Raw genomic sequence first — 20,536 nt, forward strand, 5'->3', positions numbered from 1 at the left:
ATGAGTACCGAAGATCGAACGTCCGGTCCGCTCGAGCGATCGAATCGATCGGGCCCGATCGTCGCGGTCGCGCGCTGGATGGAAAACCTCGGCGAGACCGGGTTCGCCTACCTGCTGTTGACGCCGGTATTCGTCCTGTTGACAGTGATCGCTCTGTATCCGCTGTTGCGAACGCTCGAGCTGTCGATGTTCCGGAACGTCCTGACGGATCCCGAATTCGTCGGACTCGAGAACTACATCCAGCTGTTCACGGGTGGTGCGGACCCACGATTGCCCGGGTCGACGACGTTCTTGCCGAATATCAGCGTCGACGCGACCGCCCCGTTCGTCCACGTCGACGGTCTATTGCGGAGCGCGCTGGCGGTGACGCTCGTCTTCACCGCCGTGAGCGTCCTCTTCGAGACGCTCATCGGCTTCGGCCAGGCGCTCGTTCTCGATCAGGACTTCCGCGGCCGCCGATGGGTTCGCGCCGCGATCATCATCCCGTGGGCGATCCCGATCGTCGTTCAGGGGATGATCTTCTTCCTGATGTTCCATCCGACGGCCGGTTTCCTGACGGAACCGTTATCCGAGATCGGACTCGTCCAGGCGACCAATACCCTCAACGATCCGCAGAGTTCGCTGCTCATCATCACGGTCGCGGACATCTGGAAGACGTCCGCGTTCATGGCGTTGCTCATACTCGCCGGCCTCCAGAGCATCGACCGAAGCCTCTACGACGTGGCCGAAGTCGCCGGCGCCACCAGGTGGCAACGGTTCAAACTCGTCACGTTCCCGCTCGTGTTACCGACGCTCGGCATCGCGATCCTGTTCCGGACGATCGATGCCATGCGGATCTACGGCCTCATCGATTCGGTCTCGACCTGCTCGACGGTCCCGTCGCTTTCGTGTATGGTCGTCTCGACGTTCAACACGAGCAGGGGTCTCGCGTCCGCGATCGCGTTCGTCACGGCCGGAATCATCGCCATCGCCGTACTCGGCGTGATCTACCAGCAGTACAAGGAGGGATTCTGAAATGGCGACACGGACCGATCGGACGGGGGGACCCGCGGACGACGAGAACGGGGGCCCCCTCGAGCGGTGGACCCGTAGCGTTATCACAGACGCGGAAAAACGCAGCCGCCTGTACAAGGCGTTGTTCTACGTCGCAGCGGGCTTTTTCCTCGTTACGACGCTGTTCCCGTTCTACTGGCTACTGGTGTTGGCACTGAAACCGAACGGGGACATCATCTCCGGCAGTTGGGCGCTTCCGATCGTCGGTGTCGAATTCCCGCACATCAATCCGCTGCAACCGGGCGAACCCAACGTCCTCGCCTTCGTCGAGGTGTTCCAGCAAGTGCCGTTCCATCTCTACGTGTTCAACAGCTTCGTGCTCGCGACGACCACGACGGTCATCGTCATCGTCCTCGCGAGCCTCGCGGGATACGTCTTCGGCCGACTCGAGTTCCCTGGACGCGGCGTGTTGATGCTCGCCATCCTGGCTATCTCGTACTTCCCGCCTGCAGCGTTCCTGATCCCGCTGTTCGACGCGTTCCTCGGCAACCCGGTGACGGTGCCGTTTCTCGGCGTCGAGTTGTTCTCGCCGCCGCGGCTGGTCAACACGCCGAGCGCGATGATCATGCCCTTCAGCGCGCTGTTTCTGCCGCTGTCGATTTTCATCCTCACCACGTTCTATGCGCAGATTCCGGACGGTCTCGAGGATGCAGCACGGGTCGAGGGCACGACCCGGTTGGGTGCGCTGTTCCGCGTGATCATGCCGCTTTCGGCACCCGGTGTCGTGACGGCGGCCGTGCTGACGTTCATCTCGGTCTACAACGAGTACTTCTTCAGCTCGATCATGTCGCTCCAGAACGAACCCGAGCAGTGGTCACCGCTCGTCGGCGGCATTCTGAGCTATCAGACGCAGTACACGACAGACTTCAACCTGATGGCAGCAGCCAGCATCGTCGGCGTATTGCCCATGCTGATCGTCGTCATCGTCGCGCAGGAAAAGATCGTTAGCGGACTGACCGACGGAGCACTCAAAGAATAACAATGGCACGAGTACGACTTGACAACGTTACGAAACGGTACGAAGACATCGTCGCCGTCGACGATATGAACCTCGAGATCGAGGACGGCGAATTCGTCTGCCTCGTCGGGCCCTCGGGCTGTGGGAAGTCGACGACGATGGAGACGATCGCCGGCCTCACCAAACCGACAGAGGGGACGATCCACATCGGCGAGACGGACGTCACCTCCTTTCCCCCGAAGGATCGAGGCGTCGCGATGGTGTTCCAGAACATCGCGTTGTTCCCACACATGGACGTCTTCGACAACATCTCGTTCGGGCTGCGCCTTCGGAAGTACGACGACGAGGAGATAGAGCGGCGCGTCGAACGCGCCTCGGACGTCGTTCAACTCGAGGGGATGCTCGATCGGATGCCGGACGAACTGTCCGGAGGCCAGCAACAGCGGGTGGCGATCGCCCGCGCCATCGTTCGGGAACCGGCCGTCTTCCTGATGGACGAACCGCTGGCGAACCTGGACGCGAAATTGCGCGTTCACATGCGAACCGAACTCCAGCGACTGCACAAGCAACTCGACACGACGATCATCTACGTCACGCACGATCAGGCGGAGGCGATGACCATGTCGGATCGGATCGCCGTCATCGACAGCGGTGAACTCCAGCAGATCGATCCGCCGTTGACCTGCTACAACGAGCCGGCAAACCGGTTCGTCGCCGGCTTCATCGGTTCACCGTCGATGAACTTCGTCGACGGCGAACTGAGCGAGGACGGCCTCGAGACCGATCACTTCGACCTCGCGTTCGATCCGGACCCGCTCGAGGCCGCTCCCGGGGACGCCGTCACGATGGGGATTCGTCCCGAGGATATCTACCCTGCGGCCGACGCCGACTCGTCGACCGCTACGTCGTCGGTCATCGAGGCGACGACCGACGTTCTCGAACCGATGGGTGACGAGATATTCGTGTATCTCACGCTCGACGGCTCGGGGGGACAGCTGATGACGAGCGAAGAGGCGTCGGCTGCGTCGAATCAGCTGTTGATGAGCGTCGCGCCGGATTCGGCCATCGACGAAGACGAACAGGTGAGCGTCGTGCTCGATCGGTCGAAGGTCCACCTGTTCGAGACCGCATCGGGCGATGCCATCGCACACGGTGTCGAAGGGCCCCCGGATTCGACTGCGGAGTCGGATGCGGTGGCGGAGAACGTCCGAGCCGAAGTCGATCCCGGAGGGGGCGATGAGTGATCTCGTCTCTGTCGTCTACTACGGCGGCCTGCTCGTGCTCTACTTCTTCTGGATCTACGGGATCGTGTCGTTCGGTCTGGATCTGAAGAACAAAGTCCTGCCGGGAATCCAGCAGTATCGTCGCGGCCGAAACCGACAGTCGGAAGAACGAACACAAGATGACGAACGTTCAACGAAAGAAGAGCAGTTGTACTGACCGCAGCAACGCGACCGTCGTCCGTCGGAGCGACCGACCGGTGGTCGACAGATGAGCGGCGACTACGCGCCCGTTCGAACGGGCATCGTCGGACTCGGTAACATCGGGCACCACCACGCCGACCGTCTCGTCGACCTCGGTGTCCCCCTCGAGGGGGGCATGGACATCGACCACGAAGCGCGCACTGAGTTCGCCGATCGGTACGACGTCGACGTCTACGACGACTACCACAGTCTCTACGACGAAATCGACGCCGTCGTTATAACGACACCGAACAAGTACCACGAGGAGTACGCCGTCGCCGCCCTCGAACGCGACTGCCACGTCCTGCTCGAGAAGCCGCTCGCGCACACGGTCGAGAGCGCTCGCCGGATCGCCGACGCGGCGTCGGCGTCGGCGGGGACGTTCCAGATCGGATTCAACAATCGGTTTCTGAACGCTGTTCAGATCATCAAGGATCGGATCGAACGCGGCGACTTCGGGGACCTCACTCACGTCGAGGCGAACTACGTCCGTCGGCGCGGCGTCCCCGGCCGCGGTTCGTGGTTCACCCGTCGGGAGGTATCGGGTGGCGGTTCGCTCATCGACCTCGGCGTTCACGCGATCGACCTCTCGATGTACTTGCTCGGCTATCCGGACGTCGAGGAAGTTTCGGGGGTGACGCGTTCGAGCTTCGGCGACCGGGACGACTACGCCTATCTCGAGATGTGGGGCGCTGACAGCGGCCCGGACGGGTTCGACGTCGACGATTCGGCGAGCGCGTTCATCCGGTGTACGGGGGGACACACGGTCTCCCTCGAGGTGGCCTGGGCGACCAATCGACCGCCGACGCACGAATTCGTCGTCCGCGGAACCGAGGCGGCCGCACGATTCGATCTACTGGAGGGTGATCTGACGATCCACTCGGCGAGCGCCGACGGGCCGGATCACCTGCTCGATACCGCCGTCGAGGTCCGCGAGAACGACACCCACGCCGACGAACAACGGGCGTTTTTCGACGCGGTCACGACCAGCCGCGATACCTGCGGTTCCATCGACGACGCGGTCACGGTCCAGGAAATTATCGATGCCATCTACCGCTCGAGTGAGGGCGGCCACACCGTGGTATTCGACGAATCAGTTCCGTGACCAGCGCACTCACGAATTCGTCACGACCGGGCTGACTCGACGTGGCCGCCGGACGGCGGTCCCGATACGTCGCCGGCGACGAACGACGCGCGCGCGTCACCGATTCCGGCCGCAAACGGTGCGAACAGTATCGACTGAATTTTATTTTATATTAAACAATCGTGAAATTTATGCGTGCCGATTCCGTCGTTCGAACCGTATGGAGATCGGAGTACACACGCCACCGCTCGCGAACGAATCGCTCGAGGACGCGCTCGCGTACCTCGCGAACGTCGGGGTCGACGCCATCGAACCCGGTGTCGGGGGATATCCCGGCGACGACCACCTCGACCGCCGGACCTACTTAGACGACGAGGCCGCACAAGCCGACCTGAAAGCGCTGCTCGAGCAGTACGGGATCACGATCAGCGCGCTCGCGACCCACAACAATCCGCTCCATCCGGACGAAACACGGGCCGAAGAAGCCGACGTCGAACTCCGGGAGGCGATCAGACTGGCGTCCCAGTTAGGGGTCGGTACTGTCACCTGTTTCTCGGGGCTGCCGGCGGGCAGCCCGACCGACGACACTCCCAACTGGATCACGGCGCCGTGGCCGCCCGAGCACGCCGACGCCCACGAGTACCAGTGGGAGGTGGCCCTGGACTATTGGACCGACCTCGCGGCGTCTGCGGACGACCACGACGTCGACCTCGCCCTCGAGATGCATCCGAACATGTTGGTGTACGAACCGCACGGGATGGCGCGCTTGCGCGCCGAGACGAACGACCGCGTCGGGGCGAACTTCGATCCCTCGCACCTCTACTGGCAGGGTATCTCGGTCACCGACGCCGTTCGATTCCTCGGCGAACGCGAGGCGATCCACCACGTCCACGCCAAAGACACACGTATCTACGAGGAGCAGGCCCGCGAAAAAGGGGTCCTCGATACCACGCCGTACGACGACGAGGCGAACCGGTCGTGGCTCTTTCGCTCCGTCGGATACGGCCACGACGAATCCCACTGGAAGGATCTCGTCTCGACGCTCCGAATGGTCGGCTACGACGGGACACTGAGCATCGAACACGAGGACTCGCTGACCAGTTCGCGGGAAGGCCTCGAGAAGGCGGTCGACCTGCTCGAGCGGGCGATTTTCCGAGAGCAACCCGGGACCGCGTACTGGGCAGAGTGACCGAACCGTCACCGTCTTACGACCGGTCCCTTCGGTCCGTGATCGAAGCGTCCCCTCGGTCCCCGGGACTCGATCACCCCCTCAGTCCCCGGGACTCGATCACCTCGTCGCCGTAATTCCGCCCGCCCCGTCGGATTCGGCGCGGTTCGGTCGTCCTGACAGAAAGTTCTAACAACACCTATTGTGAATGAATAGCCATGACGCTGGAAGTCGGCGTACTCGGCTACGGATTCATGGGGAAAGCGCACGCGAACGCGATGGCGCGACTGCCGATGTTCTTCCCGGATGCGCCCGAAATCGAACGGCGGGTCCTCGTCGGCCGCCACGAGGACGCACTGTCGGACGCCGCCGACCGACTCGGCTTCGAATCGATCGCGACGGACTGGGCGGACGTCGTCGACGACGTCGACGTCTTCTACAATCTCGGGCCGAACCACGCCCACGTCGAGCCGTCGATCGCCGCCCTCGAGGCCGGCACCCCAGTATTTTGCGAAAAACCGCTCGCCCCGACGCTCGAGGACGCCGAAGCGATGGCCACGGCGGCCCACGAGGCCGGGACCGACGTGCCAGCAGGGTGTGCGTTCAATTACCGGTTCGTCCCGGCGATCCGGTACGCGAAACGGTTGCTCGAGGACGGCGAACTGGGCGACATCCACCACGTCCGCGCGCGATACCTCCAGGACTGGCTCGTCGATCCGACGGCGCCGTGGTCGTGGCGCAACGACGAAGAACTGGCCGGGTCCGGCGCGCTCGGCGATCTCGGCTCCCACTCGGTCGATCTCGTGCGATTTCTCGTCGGATCCGACGATCTCGCGGGAGAGATCGACCGGGTCAGCGGTCACCTGCGGACGTTCGTCGAGGAGCGGCCGACCGAAGACGCCCAAAGTGCCGGAGGCCCCGAAACGCGGCCCGTCACCGTCGACGACGCCTACTCCGCACAACTCGAGTTCGAAAACGGCGCGATGGGAACCCTCGAGGGATCGCGCTTCGCGACGGGCCACAAGAACGATCACAGCCTCGAGATTCACGGCTCGGCGGGTAGTCTCCGGTTTTCGCTCGAGCGCCTGAACGAACTCGAGGTGCTTCGCGGCGACGATCGCGGGTACGAGACGATACTGGTCACCGACGAGGACGATCCGTACGTCGACCACTGGTGGCCGCCGGGTCACGTGCTCGGCTGGGAACACACCTTCGTCCACGAGAACTACGAATTCCTCACTGCGGTCGATCGCGGCGACACGTATGCGCCGAACTTCGACGACGGACTGGCCGCTCAGCGAGTCCTCGACGCGATCGAAGAGAGCGACGACAGCGGCGAGTGGATCGCTCTCGAGTGACCTCGTACGGGCGACGAACTGACCGATCACCATCGAGCGACCGTTCTCCGTTCGTTCCGGACCCGTCAGTTCCGGAAACTGATCGCCTATCGAGCCGATCGGAGTCGGATCGGTGCCCGTTTCGGAGAACGGACGGGAGCGACCGATGACCGCGGCCGATTCACTCCGACTCTATTCTGCTTACCGTGTGAATCTGACCGTACCGAACGCCGCCGTCTTCCGGAGCGTTGCCGTCGATTTCGAGATAGTCCGCCTCGAATCCCGTCACCTCGCCGCTGACGGATAGCTGGTGATCTTCGGTCCGTTCCTCGTTGCGAACCTCGACGACGTCGCCGATATCGACGTGGTTCTGGACCAGTTCCGCCGTTCGTCTGTCGTCGGCGTCGGGGGCAACAGTCAGATCTGTCATGGTGGCCTGGCGGTAGCGTGTCGTCCCGCGTAGCTCTTGAGCACGAATTCGCAACCCGCTTCGCCGTTCATCGCCGGGAATCACGACGGGCAGATGCGTCGGCTCTCGACCGCCGAGGAGAGCGACACGCTTTCTGAAGCGGAGCGACCCGTCGTGCGGTACGTGGAAGCCGTCTCGCGGCGCCGACGACGGTTTCGGACTCCTACTCGATGCGCTGGAGACGGAATTCGACGACGCGGAACTGGTCGTACTGACCGCGGTGATCGCCTTGGAGAACTATCGGACTCGGTACACCCACGCCGTGACCTCGATCCGCAGGGCCTGTCGGACGGCGCGTTCTGTCCGTGGCCCGAACGACCGTTTTTGTACGAACCGGTCCAATGGGAACCAATGAAGATCATCAAGGACAGCGTTCACGACCACATCCAGGTCGACGGCGTCGCCCGCGACCTGCTGGATACGCCGGCACTCCAGCGACTTCGGAACATCAGACAGCTCGGGACCGTCTCGCTGGTCTATCCGTCGGCCAACCACACACGTTTCGAACACAGTCTCGGCGTCTATCATCTCGCCGGCGAGGCCCTGGAACACCTCGGTGTCGAGGGGGCGCGAGCGGAACGGGTCCGCGCAGCGGCCATCCTCCACGACGTCGGGCACGGGCCGTTCAGCCACAACCTCGAGTCCCTGACCCACCGCCGGACCGGCCGCTATCACGACGACGTTCACGAACTCCTCGCCGACGGAGCGGTCGGTGACGTGTTGCGCGATCACGACCTCGAACCGGCGACGGTGGCGGATCTGGTCGCCGGCGACGGACGGTTCGGACAACTGGTATCGGGGGAACTCGACGTCGACCGAATGGACTATCTGGTGCGTGACGCACACCACACGGGAGTCCCCTACGGGACGATCGACCACGGCCGCCTCGTCCGCGAACTGGCGTTCGCCGACGGCGAACTCGTCCTGGCCGAGGGAAACGTCCAGACGGCCGAGAGCCTCCTCGTCGCTCGAGCCCTGATGAACCCGACCGTCTACAGCCACAGCGTCGCTCGTATCAGCAAGGCGATGCTTCGACGCGCCGGGGAACGGCTGCTCGAAGAGCCATCCGCCGACGTCGACGCCTCCACGCTCCAGCGAATGGACGACCACGACCTGATCGTCGCGTTGCGGTCCTGTGAGTCGACGGCGGAATTGTCCCGACGACTGGATCAGCGGGACCTCTTCAAGCGGGCGGTGTGGGCCGAAATCGACGACGTTCCCGGCGGGATAATCGAGGCCGACCACGAGTCGATCCGCGAGTTCGAGCGGGAGATCGCCGATCGAGCGAGCGTCGCTCCGGCCCACGTCGTTCTCGACGTGCCGAATCGACCCTCGATGACGGAGTCGACGACGCGCGTGATGGTAAACGGCGATATCCGCCGACTGGGACAGCAGTCGCCGCTGGTCGAAGCCCTCCGGGCGGCCCAGTACTCCCAGTGGCGTCTCGGCGTCTACTCGCCGCCGGTGCTGCGCGACCGCGTCGGCCGCGCTGCGGTCGACGTACTCGGCCTCTCCATCGACGGCGCGCTGGTCAGCGAGGTGCGCGACGGACTCGACGCGACGCTGGATCAGTTCGTCGATTGAGCGTTATTCGTTTCCCGCTCGCCGATTGCTTCCCTTCTTCGCATCTCGATGAGTTTTTCCCGTGTTTTAAATGAAATGATCGAAGCAATAGATGTTCAAACAGATTCCATATGGCGGAAACAGACGACGTAATCGCGAAGCGAGAGGGAAGCCCGTTTCTGACGGTACTCGTTGCCATCGGGCTCACGATCGCGGGCGTCCTCGGATCGATCCTGTTTGCGGTTCCGGTCGGGATCGTGGGGGTACTCGGCCCTGGTGATCCGACAGGATTACTCTGGTTCGTCATCACAGCGGCCGTCGCTGCGGAAATCGGCTATCTAGCGGTCGGGTACGGTTACTGTCGGCTCCGAGACCGTTCCACTGCGTCGACAGGGCTGTTCGACGGGCAGACTCGAGCAATCGTGATCGGTACCGTCGGTGCGCTCGTCATCGGCATCGGGCTGTTCTCGCTGCTCGGGGTTTTCGATCTCCAACCACGGACGTTCTACACGACGGAGGAAATCGATTCGGGGGTGTTTTTCGCCACCGCCGCGGTGATCGTCCTCGTCGCCCCGCCGACCGAGGAGTACCTCTTCCGCGGGGCGAACCAGGGCCGACTCCGCGATGCGTTCGGTCCGGCCGGGGCGGTCGCGGGTGCCCCCTGCTCTTCGGTGCGGCCCACGTTCCGAACTACCTCGGATCCGAGGTGCCAGCGTTGATCGCTGCGCGACCGTACTCGGCCTCGTCGGCGCCATCTTCGGATACGCGTACGAACGAACGGGGAACCTGTTCGTGCTGATCGCCGTCCACACCGGCTACAATCTCGTTCTGATGGCCGTGAGCGCGACGGCATTCGTCTAGCGGCGCTCGAGGACTGTGAAAATCCGGTCCGACGGCGAACCGTTGAAGACCCTGACGGCGAACTGATCGGTATGGAACGAACGGGAACGATCCTGCGCGGCCGCGAATTCGACCCCGTCGAGGGTCGAATCGTGATCGACGAGGACGGCCGCATCGAAGCCATCGAGGAGGCGTCGGTCGACAGCGACGACCTCATCCTGCCGGCGTTCGTCAACGCCCACACCCACATCGGCGACTCGATCGCCAAGGAGGCCGGCGGCGGCCTCTCGCTCGAGGAACTCGTCGCGCCACCGGACGGTCTGAAACATCGGCTACTTCGGGCGGCCTCGCGAGACGAACTCGTGAGCGCGATGAATCGATCGTTGCGGTTCATGCAGCGTGCCGGCACCGCCGCTTGTCTCGACTTCCGCGAGGGCGGCGTCGCAGGGGTTCGAATGCTCGAGGACGCCGCGGCGGGCCTCGAGATCGACGCGGTCTCCTTCGCCCGAGAGTCCGCCGACGCCATGCGCGCGGGTGACGGATTCGGCGCGAGCGGAGCCAACGATGCGACCTTCGACCGGGAACGGGAGGCGACGCGCGAGGCCGGCAAGCCGTTCGGAATTCACGCGGGCGAGGTCGACGAAAGCGACATTTCACCGGCGCTGAACCTCGACCCCGATTTCCTGGTCCACATGGTTCACCCGGAACCGGTCCATCTCGAGCGCATAGCCGAAAGCGAGATTCCGGTGGTGGTCTGTCCGCGCTCGAATCTCGTGACCGACGTGGGGCTGTCTCCCTACGAGGCGCTCGACGAGCGAACGACGCTCGCGCTCGGCACCGACAACGTGATGCTCAACTCGCCGTCGATGTTCCGCGAGATGGAGTTCCTCGCGAAGCTTTCGGCCCTCCCCGCGGACGTCATCCTCCGCATGGCGACCGTCAACGGGGCCGAAATCGCCGACCTCGAGTACGGTCTGCTCGAGCCCGGACGGGCGGCACGACTGCTCGTGCTCGACGGCGACTCGGACAACATGGCCGGCGCTCGAGACCCGGTTCGGGCCGTCGTCAGGCGCGCTGGCGTCGACGACGTCCGGGAGGTCGTGTTCGGGGATCGGTAGCTCAGTCGAGTCGCTCGGACGTCTCCGCGTGCGCTTTCGAGAGCGCGACGTACCTGTCCGCCGTCGCCTCGAGTTCCGGATCGTCGATCGTCGTCTTCGGTTCGGCGGGTGACCCGACGACGAGCGTCGACGCGGGAACCTCGGTACCTTCCGTGACGACGCTGCCGGCGGCGACGACTGCCCCCGGACCGATGTGTGCCCCGTCGAGGACGACCGCATTCATTCCAACCAACGCCCGTTCGGCGACGGTCGCGTCGTGGACGATCGCACTGTGGCCGACGGTGGAATAGGGCTCGAGCGTCGCGTCTTCGTGGAGAACGGCGTTGTCCTGAACGTTTGCACCTTCGCCGACGACGATCGTGCCGTGATCGCCGCGAAGCGTGGTATTCGGCCAGATACTGGCCTCGTCTTCGATGACGACATCGCCGATGACGACGGCAGCGTCGTCGACGTACGCCGAGTCAGCGATCTGCGGTTCCGTTCCGTCGAACGTGCGTATCATGCTCGTTCCTGTCTCGAGAATCGCCTTGAAGATGCCCATCGATGACGACGCCCGTGTTTCCGCGAACGCCGTTCGGGTTCGGACGCCACGGACCCTCGTTTCGCGCCCGCTTGCCGCTCGGGCCGAGTTATCTCGTCCCGGATTATTTCCAAAACCAATACAGTTTGGCGGCACGGCTAAATCAGAGTCCGTCGAATCAATAGTCGGCGGCACGGAACTATCCACTCGGACAGTCGTCTGCCGCCGTGTCATCCCCCCGAACCATGGCGGTTCGGAACCCCCCTTTCGAATCCGCTTCCCGCACTCATTTCCCCTTTCGTCCACTTCCCCGACGAGTATCCGGTCGATAGTCGTCGCAACCGCCCCTCGAGTTGCTGAATCCGATTCCCATCACTCCACAGCCGTCTCAGTTGGGACGCGATTTCGAAGGCCGTCCGCCGCCGCCGGTCACACCGTGGAAGGTCCCCATCCTGCGACAGCCGTCCTCACGAACCGGCCACAATCCGACCGTCGACGGTCCGTTCGAGGACGATCGGCGGGAACGTATTCACCCCGTACGGTCCGCATCTGGGTGTTTCTTGCACCACGTGAATCGATTCCTTCGACGCCGTTCCGAATTCGACCCGTCCGAACGGGGGTCGTCGGGAGTGGTTTCGATACGAGGTCGCCTCTATCGGACGCAGTCGTCCGGATCGGGGGCTCAGAACGCGTTCCCCTCGAAACTCGTGTCCGCGTGCAAGCCGTCTTTCAGCGCGTCGTGGACCTTGCAGAGTTCGAACCCCCGCTCGATGATCTCCTCGCCCGTGTCGCCGTCTACGTCCGCCTCGACGCGGATATCGAAGTGTATCGACTCGAGTTTGTCGTCGTCGTTGAGTTCGCCGGTCGATTCGATCTCGATCCGGCCGAGGTCGTCGACCCCGCGTTGCTGGCCCCCGACCCGGAGCGCGGGAACGTAACAGGACCCGTACGCCGCCAACAGTGCCTCGAGGGTATCGGGCGCGTCCTCCCCGTTCGCGTCGATCGTCGTTTCGAAGTCGCGGACCTCGTTCGTGGCGCTGTACCCTTCGTCGGAAACGGTGGTCGCATGCTTTGCCATGGCAATCGAGGACTCCACGGGCGGCGCTGTAAACGTTGGTGGTGGGTGTTCTACACCCGACTCGTATCACTGGTCCCCGAACGCGAACGGATCGATAGCGCGTGCGAGCGCGTGTACGCGCGCTACCGTCCACGCGGAGGCGGGACTGTCGTCGAGTCTGTCAGCCTGCGTCTGCAACGGTATCGCGTTTGCCACTCAAGCCCCGACGGTGTACACACCGAGTCATGACCTCCTTCGACACGCGGTCGGCGAACAAGCTCAGTATCGTTTCGACGGTGATCGACAGCGTGCTGGCGTTTCGGCGCGGCCGTCCGAAAAGCGGACTCCTGCTTCTCGGCGCGGCCGCGCTCTCGTCTCGCATTCCCGGGGTGGGAACGGCAGTCTCGCTGGCTCTCAGACTTGCCCGCCGGCTTCGATGATCGAAACGCACCATGGTTGACGTCACCGGTCATCTCGCGATGGCGATGTTGTTCGCCGCGCCGGCGTGGATACTCTGGGGCCGACGCGGCGCGCTCGGGTTCACCGGGTTCGCGTTAGCGACGGCGATGCTCCCCGATTCCGACCTCGTCCTCCAGCAGGCGCTGCCGGTTACACACCACGGCGTGACTCACACGGTGGTGTTCGTGACGCTGGTCAGCCTCATCACCGGACTCGCCGCGTCGAAGTGGCTCACCGAGTGGCTCAACGATCATCGCTGGATTCGAAGCACTCACATAGAGACGAGCACGGTCTTCGTCTTCGCGACGAGCGGGCTCCTCGTCGGCGGCACGAGCCACCTGTTCGCGGACATTCTCTCGGCCCCCGACATCGCGCCGCCGCTCGAGCCGTTCTGGCCGTTCTATTCGAAGCCGATCATCGTCGACGTCATTTACTACGATTCGCCACTCTGGAACTTCGGACTGATCATCGTCGCTATCACACTCCACCTGGTACTCGCGCGGTACCGGAGCTATCCGCTCGAAACCCGCTACCGGATCGGGACGCGGGAACGGCGCGACGATCAGCAGTACGGAATCGGCAGGGACTGACGTCCTCCGTTCGGCCTCGTCCCTTCTCGCACCCGCCGTCGCTCGGCGATCCCCCGGTCGGCCCGGCCGCTCTCGGGTCTCGAGCGGGACAAAAATGGGCAGGGTTCCGTGCGGGCGCTCGGTCGATCGAGGCGGCCGTCCGCGTTCAGGGCTCGAGTTCGAACGGTTCGTCGGCCTCGAGTACGTGGACCTCCGCGTCGCTGCCGGTCGCAGCGACTTCGCTGGCGAAGTCGTGCGGGTCCTGCTCGATCGGCGGGAACGTATCGTAGTGTTGCGGGAAGGCGTGGTCGACGTCAAGCCAGTCGACGGCGACGGCGGCTTGCCACGGACCCATGGTGAAGTGGTCGCCGATCGGGACCGTCGCGGCGTCGGGTTCGAGATACGGTCCGACGACCTCGCGCATCTCGGTCATGAGGCTGGTGTCGCCCGCGTTGTAGAATGCGGTCGACTCCTCGTCGCGAACCTGCGTCGGCATCGTATCTGAGACGACGAACCCGGCCGGCATCCCGCCGCTTTCGTCGTTTTCGGTCATGATCCCGTTCGTGTGGTCGGCACGGACCATCGTAACGTACGCGTCGCCACATTCGACGGTCCCGCCGAGGTTCATACCCATCCCGCCGACGGCGTCCTCGAAGCCGAACTCCTCCTGGCAGAACGAGGTCAGTTCGGGCGTTGCGACCAGCGTCGCGTCCGAGAAGGCCCCGGCGTCGGCGATGTGATCGGCGTGGCCGTGTGTCAACAACACGTAATCGGGCGTGTCGACGTCGGCCGGCTCGAGTTCTGTCTTCGGATTGTCGAAAAACGGATCGATCAGCAGCGCCGTCTCCCCTACGGTGACGTGCCACGTCGAGTGGCCGTGCCAGGTAAGCTCCATAGCGTTCGCTGAATTGGAGCGAAGATAACTTAAAAGTGGTCGCGACAGACAGCTGTCCCGACGGGCAGCCCGCCGTCGGACGGTGTCGCTCCTTCTGATCGGGGTCAATAATTGCTTTCTACTCCGAGAGCGGCGTATACGATCACCCATATTTATACGTCGGCTGCGTCTATAATACAAAGCCGCAAGCGAACTGACACACCACGCATGCGGTCTGGGATCGAATCCCAGTTGATCGTCCCCGTGACTAACGCTGGGCGGTGGTCGGCGATACCACAGCGACGTCCCAGAACGATCCACACCCACCACGCCACACGGCGACCGACAACGCGACCCGCGAACTGCTGTCCGCAGTCGCAGTCGGGTCGCGATGCCGTGTCGTTTTTTAGCCGGGGCTCGTACGCCAACCATGCTCGCACTGACCCTCGAGGAGTTCATGGTAGAATTGAACGACGGATCGATCAAGAACGTCGGACCGAAAAACAAGGCGGCGACGGCCAAGCTCTTCGACGTGGAATCGGCCGAGGCACGGGAGTTCGGCGACAAGCGGATCAAACTCGTATTCGAAGACGAAGACGACAACGAGATCCAGATCTCTCTCTTTCCCGAACACGTCCGGTCGCTCGTCGACGACATCGAGGCGCTCGAGGAGGATTCACCCGTTTTCGAGTGACAGCGAGGCGATCGTAAAGACGTCGTCGACGCTCGTGGAGCGAACGCATTTCGACAACCGTTTTAGGGCGAAACTGCTTGGTCCGAGTAGATGGGCAACTGTATCATCTGCGGCACACCCGTTGACGGCGAGATCTGTCAGAGCCACGAGGAGGATGCTGTTTTCGAATTCACCGGCACGTCCGCCTCACAGCTCACGCCCGGTCGGTACTACCGGGGGACCGTCGACGGCTACGCCGACTTCGGTGTCTTCATCGACATCGGAGATCACGTAACCGGACTGTTGCACAGAAGCGAACTCGACCGACGACTGGAGAGTCTCGACTGGGAACCGGGCGACGACGTTTTCGTTCAGGTTCTCGACGTCCGCGACAACGGCAACGTCGACCTCGGCTGGTCGATCCGTCAGCGCGAACGCGAGTTCCGCGGCAAACTGATCGAGACGGCGGATGGCGAATACCGTCCCGACGAACTCGAGGCCGAAACGGACGACGAAACCGACGACGAAGCGGACGCGCCTGCGATCGGCGAATCGACGGACGACGGCGAGCAGGAATTCAGCGACGACGGCGGCGTGACCGCCGGCGAATTGCAGGCGGCCGCCGACGAGCCCGAGCCCGAGACGAGTCCCGACGCCGTCGACGAGAACCAGCCCGCCGCCGCGGAAACTGCCGGTACCGTCGCGAGCAGCGGGTCCGTGGCGACCGAATCAGCCGCCGCCTCGAGACCTGCGACCGACGCCGAATCCGATGCCGAATCCGAAGCCGCGCTCAATCGAACCGCGATCGACGCGATCGAAACGCAGGTCGGCAACGTGGTCCGCCTCGAGGGCGAGATCACCGGTGTTCGCCAGACCAGCGGCCCGACGGTCTTCGAACTGCGCGACGAGACCGGCACCGTCGAGTGTGCGGCCTTCGAGGAAGCCGGCGTCCGCGCCTACCCCGACGTCGAGGTCGACGACGCCGTGGCACTGGAAGGAGAGGTCGAACGTCACCACGGCGATCTGCAGGTCGAGACCGAAGTCCTGGAGGTACTGAGCGACGAGGACAGAAAGACGGTGGTCGATCGCCTCGAAAGCGCTATCGAACGCGAGGCGCGCCCGTCGAACGTCGCGCTCCTCGCCGACCACGAGTCCGTCGCCGCCGTCGAAGACGAAATCGCCGACGCCGCGACCACGATCCGCCGGGCCGTCATGGAGGCGCGCCCGATCGTCGTTCGTCACGGCGCGACCGCCGACGGCTACATCGCCGGCGCCGCCATCGAGCGAGCCGTCCTGCCGCTCATCCGCGAGAAACACACGCGTGACGACGCGGAGTATCACTACTTCGAACGGCGCCCGCTCGACGGCCGCGTCTACGACATGGACGCCGCGACGAGCGACGTCACCACGATGCTCGAAGCGCGGGACCGCCACGGCGAACAGATCCCGCTCGTGCTCCTCGTCGACGCCGGCGCGACCGTCGAGTCCGTCGACGGCTACGAACTGCTGTCGCTGTACGGCGCCGAGGCGCTCGTGATCGACGACAGCCGAGCCGACGAGCAGATCGACGAGTCCGTCGACGTCACCGTCGCCCCGTCGCTCGCGGACGTCGACGTCACGGACGTCACGTCGACCGCGCTCGCGGCGAACGTCGCCGCTCACGTCAACGACGACGTCCGCACCGACCTCGAGCACCTCCCCGCGCTCAGCTACTGGGAAGACACCCCGGCGGCGTACATCGAACTCGCGACCGAGGCCGGCTACGACGAAACCGGCGTCTCCGAGCGCCGCGAAGCCGTCGCGCTGGAGGCGTACTACCAGTCGTACAAAGACAAGCGCGAACTCGTCATCGACCTGTTGTTCGGCGAGAGTGAGGGTTCGGATGCGCCGCACGACGGTGATCTCGCTGCCCACGTCTCCGAGCAGTTCCGAGACAAACTCGAGACCGAACTCGAGACGGCCCGCGAGAACCTCTCCGTTCGGGACGTCAACGGCGTTTCCGTCTCGGTCCTCGACACGGACGCGTTCACACACCGATACAACTTCCCGACGACGATCCTGCTGTTGGATGCGCTCCACAGGAGCGAGCGCGACCGGGTGAACCCACCGTCCGTCACCCTCGGCGTGGGCGACGACGAACTCCACGTCCGCGCGACCGAACCGGTGAACGTGCGCGATCTCGGCGATGCGATCGCGGAAGTCGTGCCGAACGCCGGCGTCAGCGTCGTCGGCGGCCGCGACGGTCACGTCGAGTTCCTGCCCGGCGAACGTGATGCAGTGCGCGAAGCCGCACTCGAGGCGCTCGGCGAGACGCTCGCGTAAGGCACGTCTTCTCCGTCGTCCGCTCGTCCGAAAGCGATAGCGCTGATCGAGCCGACGGCTCACTCGATTCGACCGGGCGGACGCAGTGAGGACGGTCGGGGCCACCAACGTATTTCCGGTCCCGAAAGAAAGGAGACGTATGAACGGAACGGAGGGGACAAACCGTGAGCCGCCTGATGACGGTCCATGGACCCGTCTCCGCGAGAACGCGACCGCAGTCGCGTCGATGCTCGTGACGGCGTTCTGGCTCGGTGCGATGTTCACCGGGCAGGAGTGGTGGCTCGCGGCGTTACTCGTCGGCTACATCGCCGTCGTCCCGCTGGTCGCGATCCTGTTCGGCGACGAGGAGGACCGCCGAGAGTGGGTCGACGACTATTCGTCCGGCGAGACGGATTCGAACACGAACACGAACACGAACACGAACGTCGACTCCGCAGCGGCCGGCCCGGCTGATGAGGCCGGTACCGACGTCGACGCGCACGACGCCCTCGAGACCCTTCGCGAACGCTACGCGGCGGGCGAACTCACGGACGAACAGTTCGAACGGAAACTCGAACGACTGCTGAATACGGAGACGCTCGAAAGCGCCGCGCAGTGGCGACGGGATGCGGGTACCGACCGGGAGAGAGAGACCGAGCACGAGTCGTAAGCGCCACAAAATCGCGATCGCCAGGTCGCTCGCTGAAGCGCGGGTCCATCCGCGCTCGTGGCGAGCAGTGCGGCCCGTGGCGGGTGCGGTTACGGCGAGAGCGGCCTGGAGTCGGCGCGAATCGACTCGAACACCCAGAGCGCCCATTCGCGTGCGATCGCCGCGTCGGTGTCGACGAAGACGCGCATCGTTCCGGTTTCGTCGTCGTAGCCGCCGATTCCGACCCGCTCGTCGAAGACCGCGAGGCCGTACGGAAGTGCTTCTCTCGTTCGGACGGTGACGTCACCCTCGTCGATGGCTCTCGAGAGATCGGCGTCCGACTCGTCTCGAAGCGCCTCGACGGTACGGGGGACGTAGACGAGTTCGACGGTTCGATCTTCGAGCAGTCGGTCGCCGGATTCCTCGGTTCCGGGCGGAATCATGTGAGTCGTGTTGAATCCGCTGAACGAGTCGCTCTCACGGAGGAGCGAGAGGAAGCGGGCGATCGGCGCGTAGGGATCGGCCGGGGTTGCGACGGTTACCGTCGCGTCGGCGAACGGTTCGATGACCAACTCCTCGTGGTCCTCGCAGATGTATTCGAACAGCGGATCCAGTCGTCGGGCGGTCCGGAGATAGGCTTCGAACTTGCAGAGGCCGTCGGCGACGACCGTCCCGAGTCCCGTCAGTCGGTAGCGATCGTCCACGCGCTCGCCGTACCCGTGTTCCTCGAGCCACCGAACGAACCGGTGGCTCGTCGCTCGTGACACCTCGAGCGTTTCCTCGATCTCGCGGCGATCGAGCGGTTGGACGAGCAACGCCCGAAGCACGTCTCCGTGGCGAACGATGTCGACCATCGCGTCCGTGTCCGGAAACGGTTCCCGCGTGCGTCGCTGCTGGTCCCGTTGAACGTCCCTGTCGTACCGTATGAGTTCGTCGAGAAGGCTGTGAGTCACGGTACTCCCTCCTTGCCGGTGCGTATCATACCGTACTCCGTTCACGGGCTTAACCCTGTCTCAGGTCGTGAAACGAGATTCGCCGGCCGATTTTTATCTCAGTACTTACATTTAGCTCGATCGAGCACCTCTCCCGAATCATGGAACCGACGACGCGTTCATCCCCGTCCGAATCCGCGGACACGCGAATCCCGTGGGACACGCCGACGGTCCGTATCATCCTTCTGAGCACCTTGCTGGCCCCGCTCGGCGTACCGCTGATCAGCCCGACCTTGCCGGTCGTTCGCGATACGTTCGGCGTCAGTGAACCGACGGCCAGTCTGCTGATCAGCGCGTACTTCGTCGCGGGGATCGTTCTCTCACCGTTCATCGGAGCGCTCGCCGATCGACTCGGTCGGCGACTGGTGCTCGTCGCGAGCCTCGTCGTCTTCGGCCTCGCGGGCGGTGTGACCGTCTTCGCACCCTCGTTCACGTCGGTCCTGCTGATACGGGTCGTCCAGGGGACGGCGTCTGCGGGCGTCTTCGTCGCCACGGTCACCATCATCGGCGACACCTTCGAGGACGCGCAGCGAAACGCGGTTCTCGGAATCAACACGGCCGTTCTCTCGGCTGGGGCGGCGATATTTCCGGTCGTCGGCGGCGTTCTCGTCGCCGTTTCGTGGGACGCACCGTACCTGTTGTACCTGCTCGCGGTCCCGCTCGGTGTGGTCGCCTGGTCCGTTCTCGAGGAGTCAAACCGCGGCGGTGATCGATCCAGCAGTTCCGAGCGACTCGATGGGGAATCCAACATCCGGCCGGTGAGCCTCGACGCGAACTACGTTCGCGGTGTGCTCGCCGCCGTCGGAACGGGGGGCGTACTCGCGATGTACGTCGCCACGTTCGCGGCCGAACTCCTGCTGTTCGGCTCCGTTCTGACGGCGGTTCCGTTCCTCCTGACCGGTTCGTACGGACTCGCACCCGCCGTCGTCGGCGCCGTCTTGATGCTCGCGGAAGGGACGTCGGTCGTCGTCTCGGCCGCCAACGGCCGGTTTGCGAGACACATGACGAACTCCGCGATCGTCGAAACGGGGTTTCTCTGTCTGGCGGTCGGATTCGCCGTCGCGTGGCTCGCCGGGTCCGTTCTCGAAATCGGGGCGGCAAGCGCAATCATCGGCGCCGGTATCGGACTCGTGTTGCCGTCGGTCGATGCCGAGGTGAGCGACCGTGTCACCGGCCGCTACCGGGCAGGCGCATTGAGTCTCCGCAACAGCACGACGTTCCTCGGACGGACGCTCGGTCCGGTCGCCTTCGCGGGGATTGCAACGACGACCGGCTACGCGCCGCTGTTGCTCGGCGGTGCGGTCGCCGCGCTCACCGTCGCCGGCTTCGTCGCCGCGGGGATGCGATGGACAGGCGATCCCGATCGGGTCGCCCTGCGACGCGCGTGAC

At 64.2% G+C, this 20,536-nt stretch carries 22 protein-coding genes; 17 read left to right on the top strand and 5 right to left on the bottom strand.

The window, feature by feature from the left end; all coding sequences use genetic code 11:
* The 7 genes from NJT13_RS02145 (at nt 1) to NJT13_RS02175 (ending at nt 7,084) form a co-directional block, all read left to right on the top strand.
* Entirely contained in the window at nt 1-1,014 is a 1,014-nt protein-coding gene (locus NJT13_RS02145) for a carbohydrate ABC transporter permease (protein ID WP_254523847.1), read from the top strand.
* A 1-nt stretch (nt 1,015) separates the two neighbouring features.
* Nucleotides 1,016-2,032 carry a carbohydrate ABC transporter permease gene (locus tag NJT13_RS02150; RefSeq protein ID WP_254523848.1) on the top strand — a complete coding sequence of 339 codons (1,017 nt, stop codon included), beginning with the start codon at nt 1,016-1,018 and terminating at the stop codon, nt 2,030-2,032.
* 2 nt (nt 2,033-2,034) lie between these two features.
* Nucleotides 2,035-3,255: an ABC transporter ATP-binding protein gene (locus tag NJT13_RS02155; protein ID WP_254523849.1), complete on the top strand. Its 1,221-nt coding sequence runs from the start codon at nt 2,035-2,037 to the stop codon at nt 3,253-3,255.
* Nucleotides 3,248-3,451 carry a DUF8005 family protein gene (locus NJT13_RS02160; RefSeq protein WP_254523850.1) on the top strand — a complete coding sequence of 68 codons (204 nt, stop codon included), beginning with the start codon at nt 3,248-3,250 and terminating at the stop codon, nt 3,449-3,451. Before NJT13_RS02155 ends, NJT13_RS02160 begins: the two co-directional genes overlap by 8 nt.
* 51 nt (nt 3,452-3,502) lie before the next feature.
* Nucleotides 3,503-4,579, top strand: coding sequence for a Gfo/Idh/MocA family protein (locus tag NJT13_RS02165; protein ID WP_254523851.1), 1,077 nt, complete (start codon nt 3,503-3,505; stop codon nt 4,577-4,579).
* Between the two features lie 199 nt (nt 4,580-4,778).
* Nucleotides 4,779-5,747 (top strand): sugar phosphate isomerase/epimerase family protein, encoded by a 969-nt coding sequence (locus NJT13_RS02170; protein ID WP_254523852.1) that lies wholly within the window; start codon nt 4,779-4,781, stop codon nt 5,745-5,747.
* A gap of 197 nt (nt 5,748-5,944) precedes the next feature.
* Nucleotides 5,945-7,084 carry a Gfo/Idh/MocA family protein gene (locus tag NJT13_RS02175; RefSeq protein ID WP_254523853.1) on the top strand — a complete coding sequence of 380 codons (1,140 nt, stop codon included), beginning with the start codon at nt 5,945-5,947 and terminating at the stop codon, nt 7,082-7,084.
* Between the two features lie 160 nt (nt 7,085-7,244).
* Here the strand turns inward: NJT13_RS02175 and NJT13_RS02180 are convergent, their stop codons facing one another.
* A complete protein-coding gene (locus NJT13_RS02180; RefSeq protein ID WP_254523854.1) occupies nt 7,245-7,493 on the bottom strand; it encodes a hypothetical protein in 249 nt (82 codons plus the stop codon).
* A gap of 390 nt (nt 7,494-7,883) precedes the next feature.
* Between NJT13_RS02180 and NJT13_RS02185 the strand changes: the two genes are divergently transcribed.
* The 4 genes from NJT13_RS02185 (at nt 7,884) to NJT13_RS02195 (ending at nt 11,053) form a co-directional block, all read left to right on the top strand.
* Nucleotides 7,884-9,116 (top strand): HD domain-containing protein, encoded by a 1,233-nt coding sequence (locus NJT13_RS02185; protein WP_254523855.1) that lies wholly within the window; start codon nt 7,884-7,886, stop codon nt 9,114-9,116.
* A 110-nt stretch (nt 9,117-9,226) separates the two neighbouring features.
* A complete protein-coding gene (locus NJT13_RS02190) occupies nt 9,227-9,814 on the top strand; it encodes a hypothetical protein (RefSeq protein WP_254523856.1) in 588 nt (195 codons plus the stop codon).
* The gene (locus tag NJT13_RS23370) at nt 9,720-9,956 is read left to right on the top strand and encodes a CPBP family glutamic-type intramembrane protease (RefSeq protein ID WP_425499778.1); all 237 of its coding nucleotides are present in this window, start codon (nt 9,720-9,722) and stop codon (nt 9,954-9,956) included. The genes NJT13_RS02190 and NJT13_RS23370 overlap by 95 nt, the downstream gene beginning before the upstream one ends.
* Before the next feature lie 71 nt (nt 9,957-10,027).
* Nucleotides 10,028-11,053 (top strand): amidohydrolase family protein, encoded by a 1,026-nt coding sequence (locus tag NJT13_RS02195; protein ID WP_254523857.1) that lies wholly within the window; start codon nt 10,028-10,030, stop codon nt 11,051-11,053.
* 1 nt (nt 11,054) lies between these two features.
* On the opposite strand, the gene NJT13_RS02200 is transcribed toward NJT13_RS02195, so the two are convergent.
* Nucleotides 11,055-11,594 carry a gamma carbonic anhydrase family protein gene (locus NJT13_RS02200; RefSeq protein ID WP_254523858.1) on the bottom strand — a complete coding sequence of 180 codons (540 nt, stop codon included), beginning with the start codon at nt 11,592-11,594 and terminating at the stop codon, nt 11,055-11,057.
* 661 nt (nt 11,595-12,255) lie between these two features.
* Nucleotides 12,256-12,651: an OsmC family protein gene (locus NJT13_RS02205; protein ID WP_254523859.1), complete on the bottom strand. Its 396-nt coding sequence runs from the start codon at nt 12,649-12,651 to the stop codon at nt 12,256-12,258.
* Nucleotides 12,652-12,875: 224 nt separating this feature from the next.
* Here NJT13_RS02205 and NJT13_RS02210 point away from each other — a divergent pair, with 224 nt between their 5' ends.
* Both NJT13_RS02210 and NJT13_RS02215 read left to right on the top strand, forming a co-directional pair.
* On the top strand, nt 12,876-13,070 hold the full coding sequence (locus NJT13_RS02210; RefSeq protein ID WP_254523860.1) for a hypothetical protein: 195 nt from the start codon (nt 12,876-12,878) through the stop codon (nt 13,068-13,070).
* Between the two features lie 12 nt (nt 13,071-13,082).
* On the top strand, nt 13,083-13,679 hold the full coding sequence (locus tag NJT13_RS02215) for a metal-dependent hydrolase (protein WP_254523861.1): 597 nt from the start codon (nt 13,083-13,085) through the stop codon (nt 13,677-13,679).
* 145 nt (nt 13,680-13,824) lie between these two features.
* Here NJT13_RS02215 and NJT13_RS02220 read toward each other — a convergent pair whose 3' ends face one another.
* The gene (locus tag NJT13_RS02220; RefSeq protein ID WP_254523862.1) at nt 13,825-14,553 is read right to left on the bottom strand and encodes a metal-dependent hydrolase; all 729 of its coding nucleotides are present in this window, start codon (nt 14,551-14,553) and stop codon (nt 13,825-13,827) included.
* 409 nt (nt 14,554-14,962) lie between these two features.
* On the opposite strand from NJT13_RS02220, the gene NJT13_RS02225 reads away from it, so the two are divergent.
* The 3 genes from NJT13_RS02225 to NJT13_RS02235 all read left to right on the top strand — a co-directional run bounded on the left by NJT13_RS02225 (nt 14,963) and on the right by NJT13_RS02235 (nt 18,176).
* Nucleotides 14,963-15,226: a hypothetical protein gene (locus NJT13_RS02225; RefSeq protein WP_254523863.1), complete on the top strand. Its 264-nt coding sequence runs from the start codon at nt 14,963-14,965 to the stop codon at nt 15,224-15,226.
* 90 nt (nt 15,227-15,316) lie between these two features.
* Nucleotides 15,317-17,527 carry an OB-fold nucleic acid binding domain-containing protein gene (locus NJT13_RS02230; RefSeq protein WP_254523864.1) on the top strand — a complete coding sequence of 737 codons (2,211 nt, stop codon included), beginning with the start codon at nt 15,317-15,319 and terminating at the stop codon, nt 17,525-17,527.
* A 139-nt stretch (nt 17,528-17,666) separates the two neighbouring features.
* Complete coding sequence (locus NJT13_RS02235) at nt 17,667-18,176, top strand: SHOCT domain-containing protein (RefSeq protein WP_254523865.1); 510 nt, start codon at nt 17,667-17,669, stop codon at nt 18,174-18,176.
* 89 nt (nt 18,177-18,265) lie between these two features.
* Here NJT13_RS02235 and NJT13_RS02240 read toward each other — a convergent pair whose 3' ends face one another.
* Entirely contained in the window at nt 18,266-19,108 is an 843-nt protein-coding gene (locus tag NJT13_RS02240) for a helix-turn-helix transcriptional regulator (protein WP_254523866.1), read from the bottom strand.
* Nucleotides 19,109-19,248: 140 nt separating this feature from the next.
* Between NJT13_RS02240 and NJT13_RS02245 the strand changes: the two genes are divergently transcribed.
* Nucleotides 19,249-20,535, top strand: coding sequence for an MFS transporter (locus tag NJT13_RS02245; protein WP_254523867.1), 1,287 nt, complete (start codon nt 19,249-19,251; stop codon nt 20,533-20,535).
* Nucleotide 20,536 lies beyond the last annotated feature (1 nt).

This window comes from Natrinema caseinilyticum (assembly GCF_024227435.1).
Lineage (GTDB): Archaea > Halobacteriota > Halobacteria > Halobacteriales > Natrialbaceae > Natrinema > Natrinema caseinilyticum.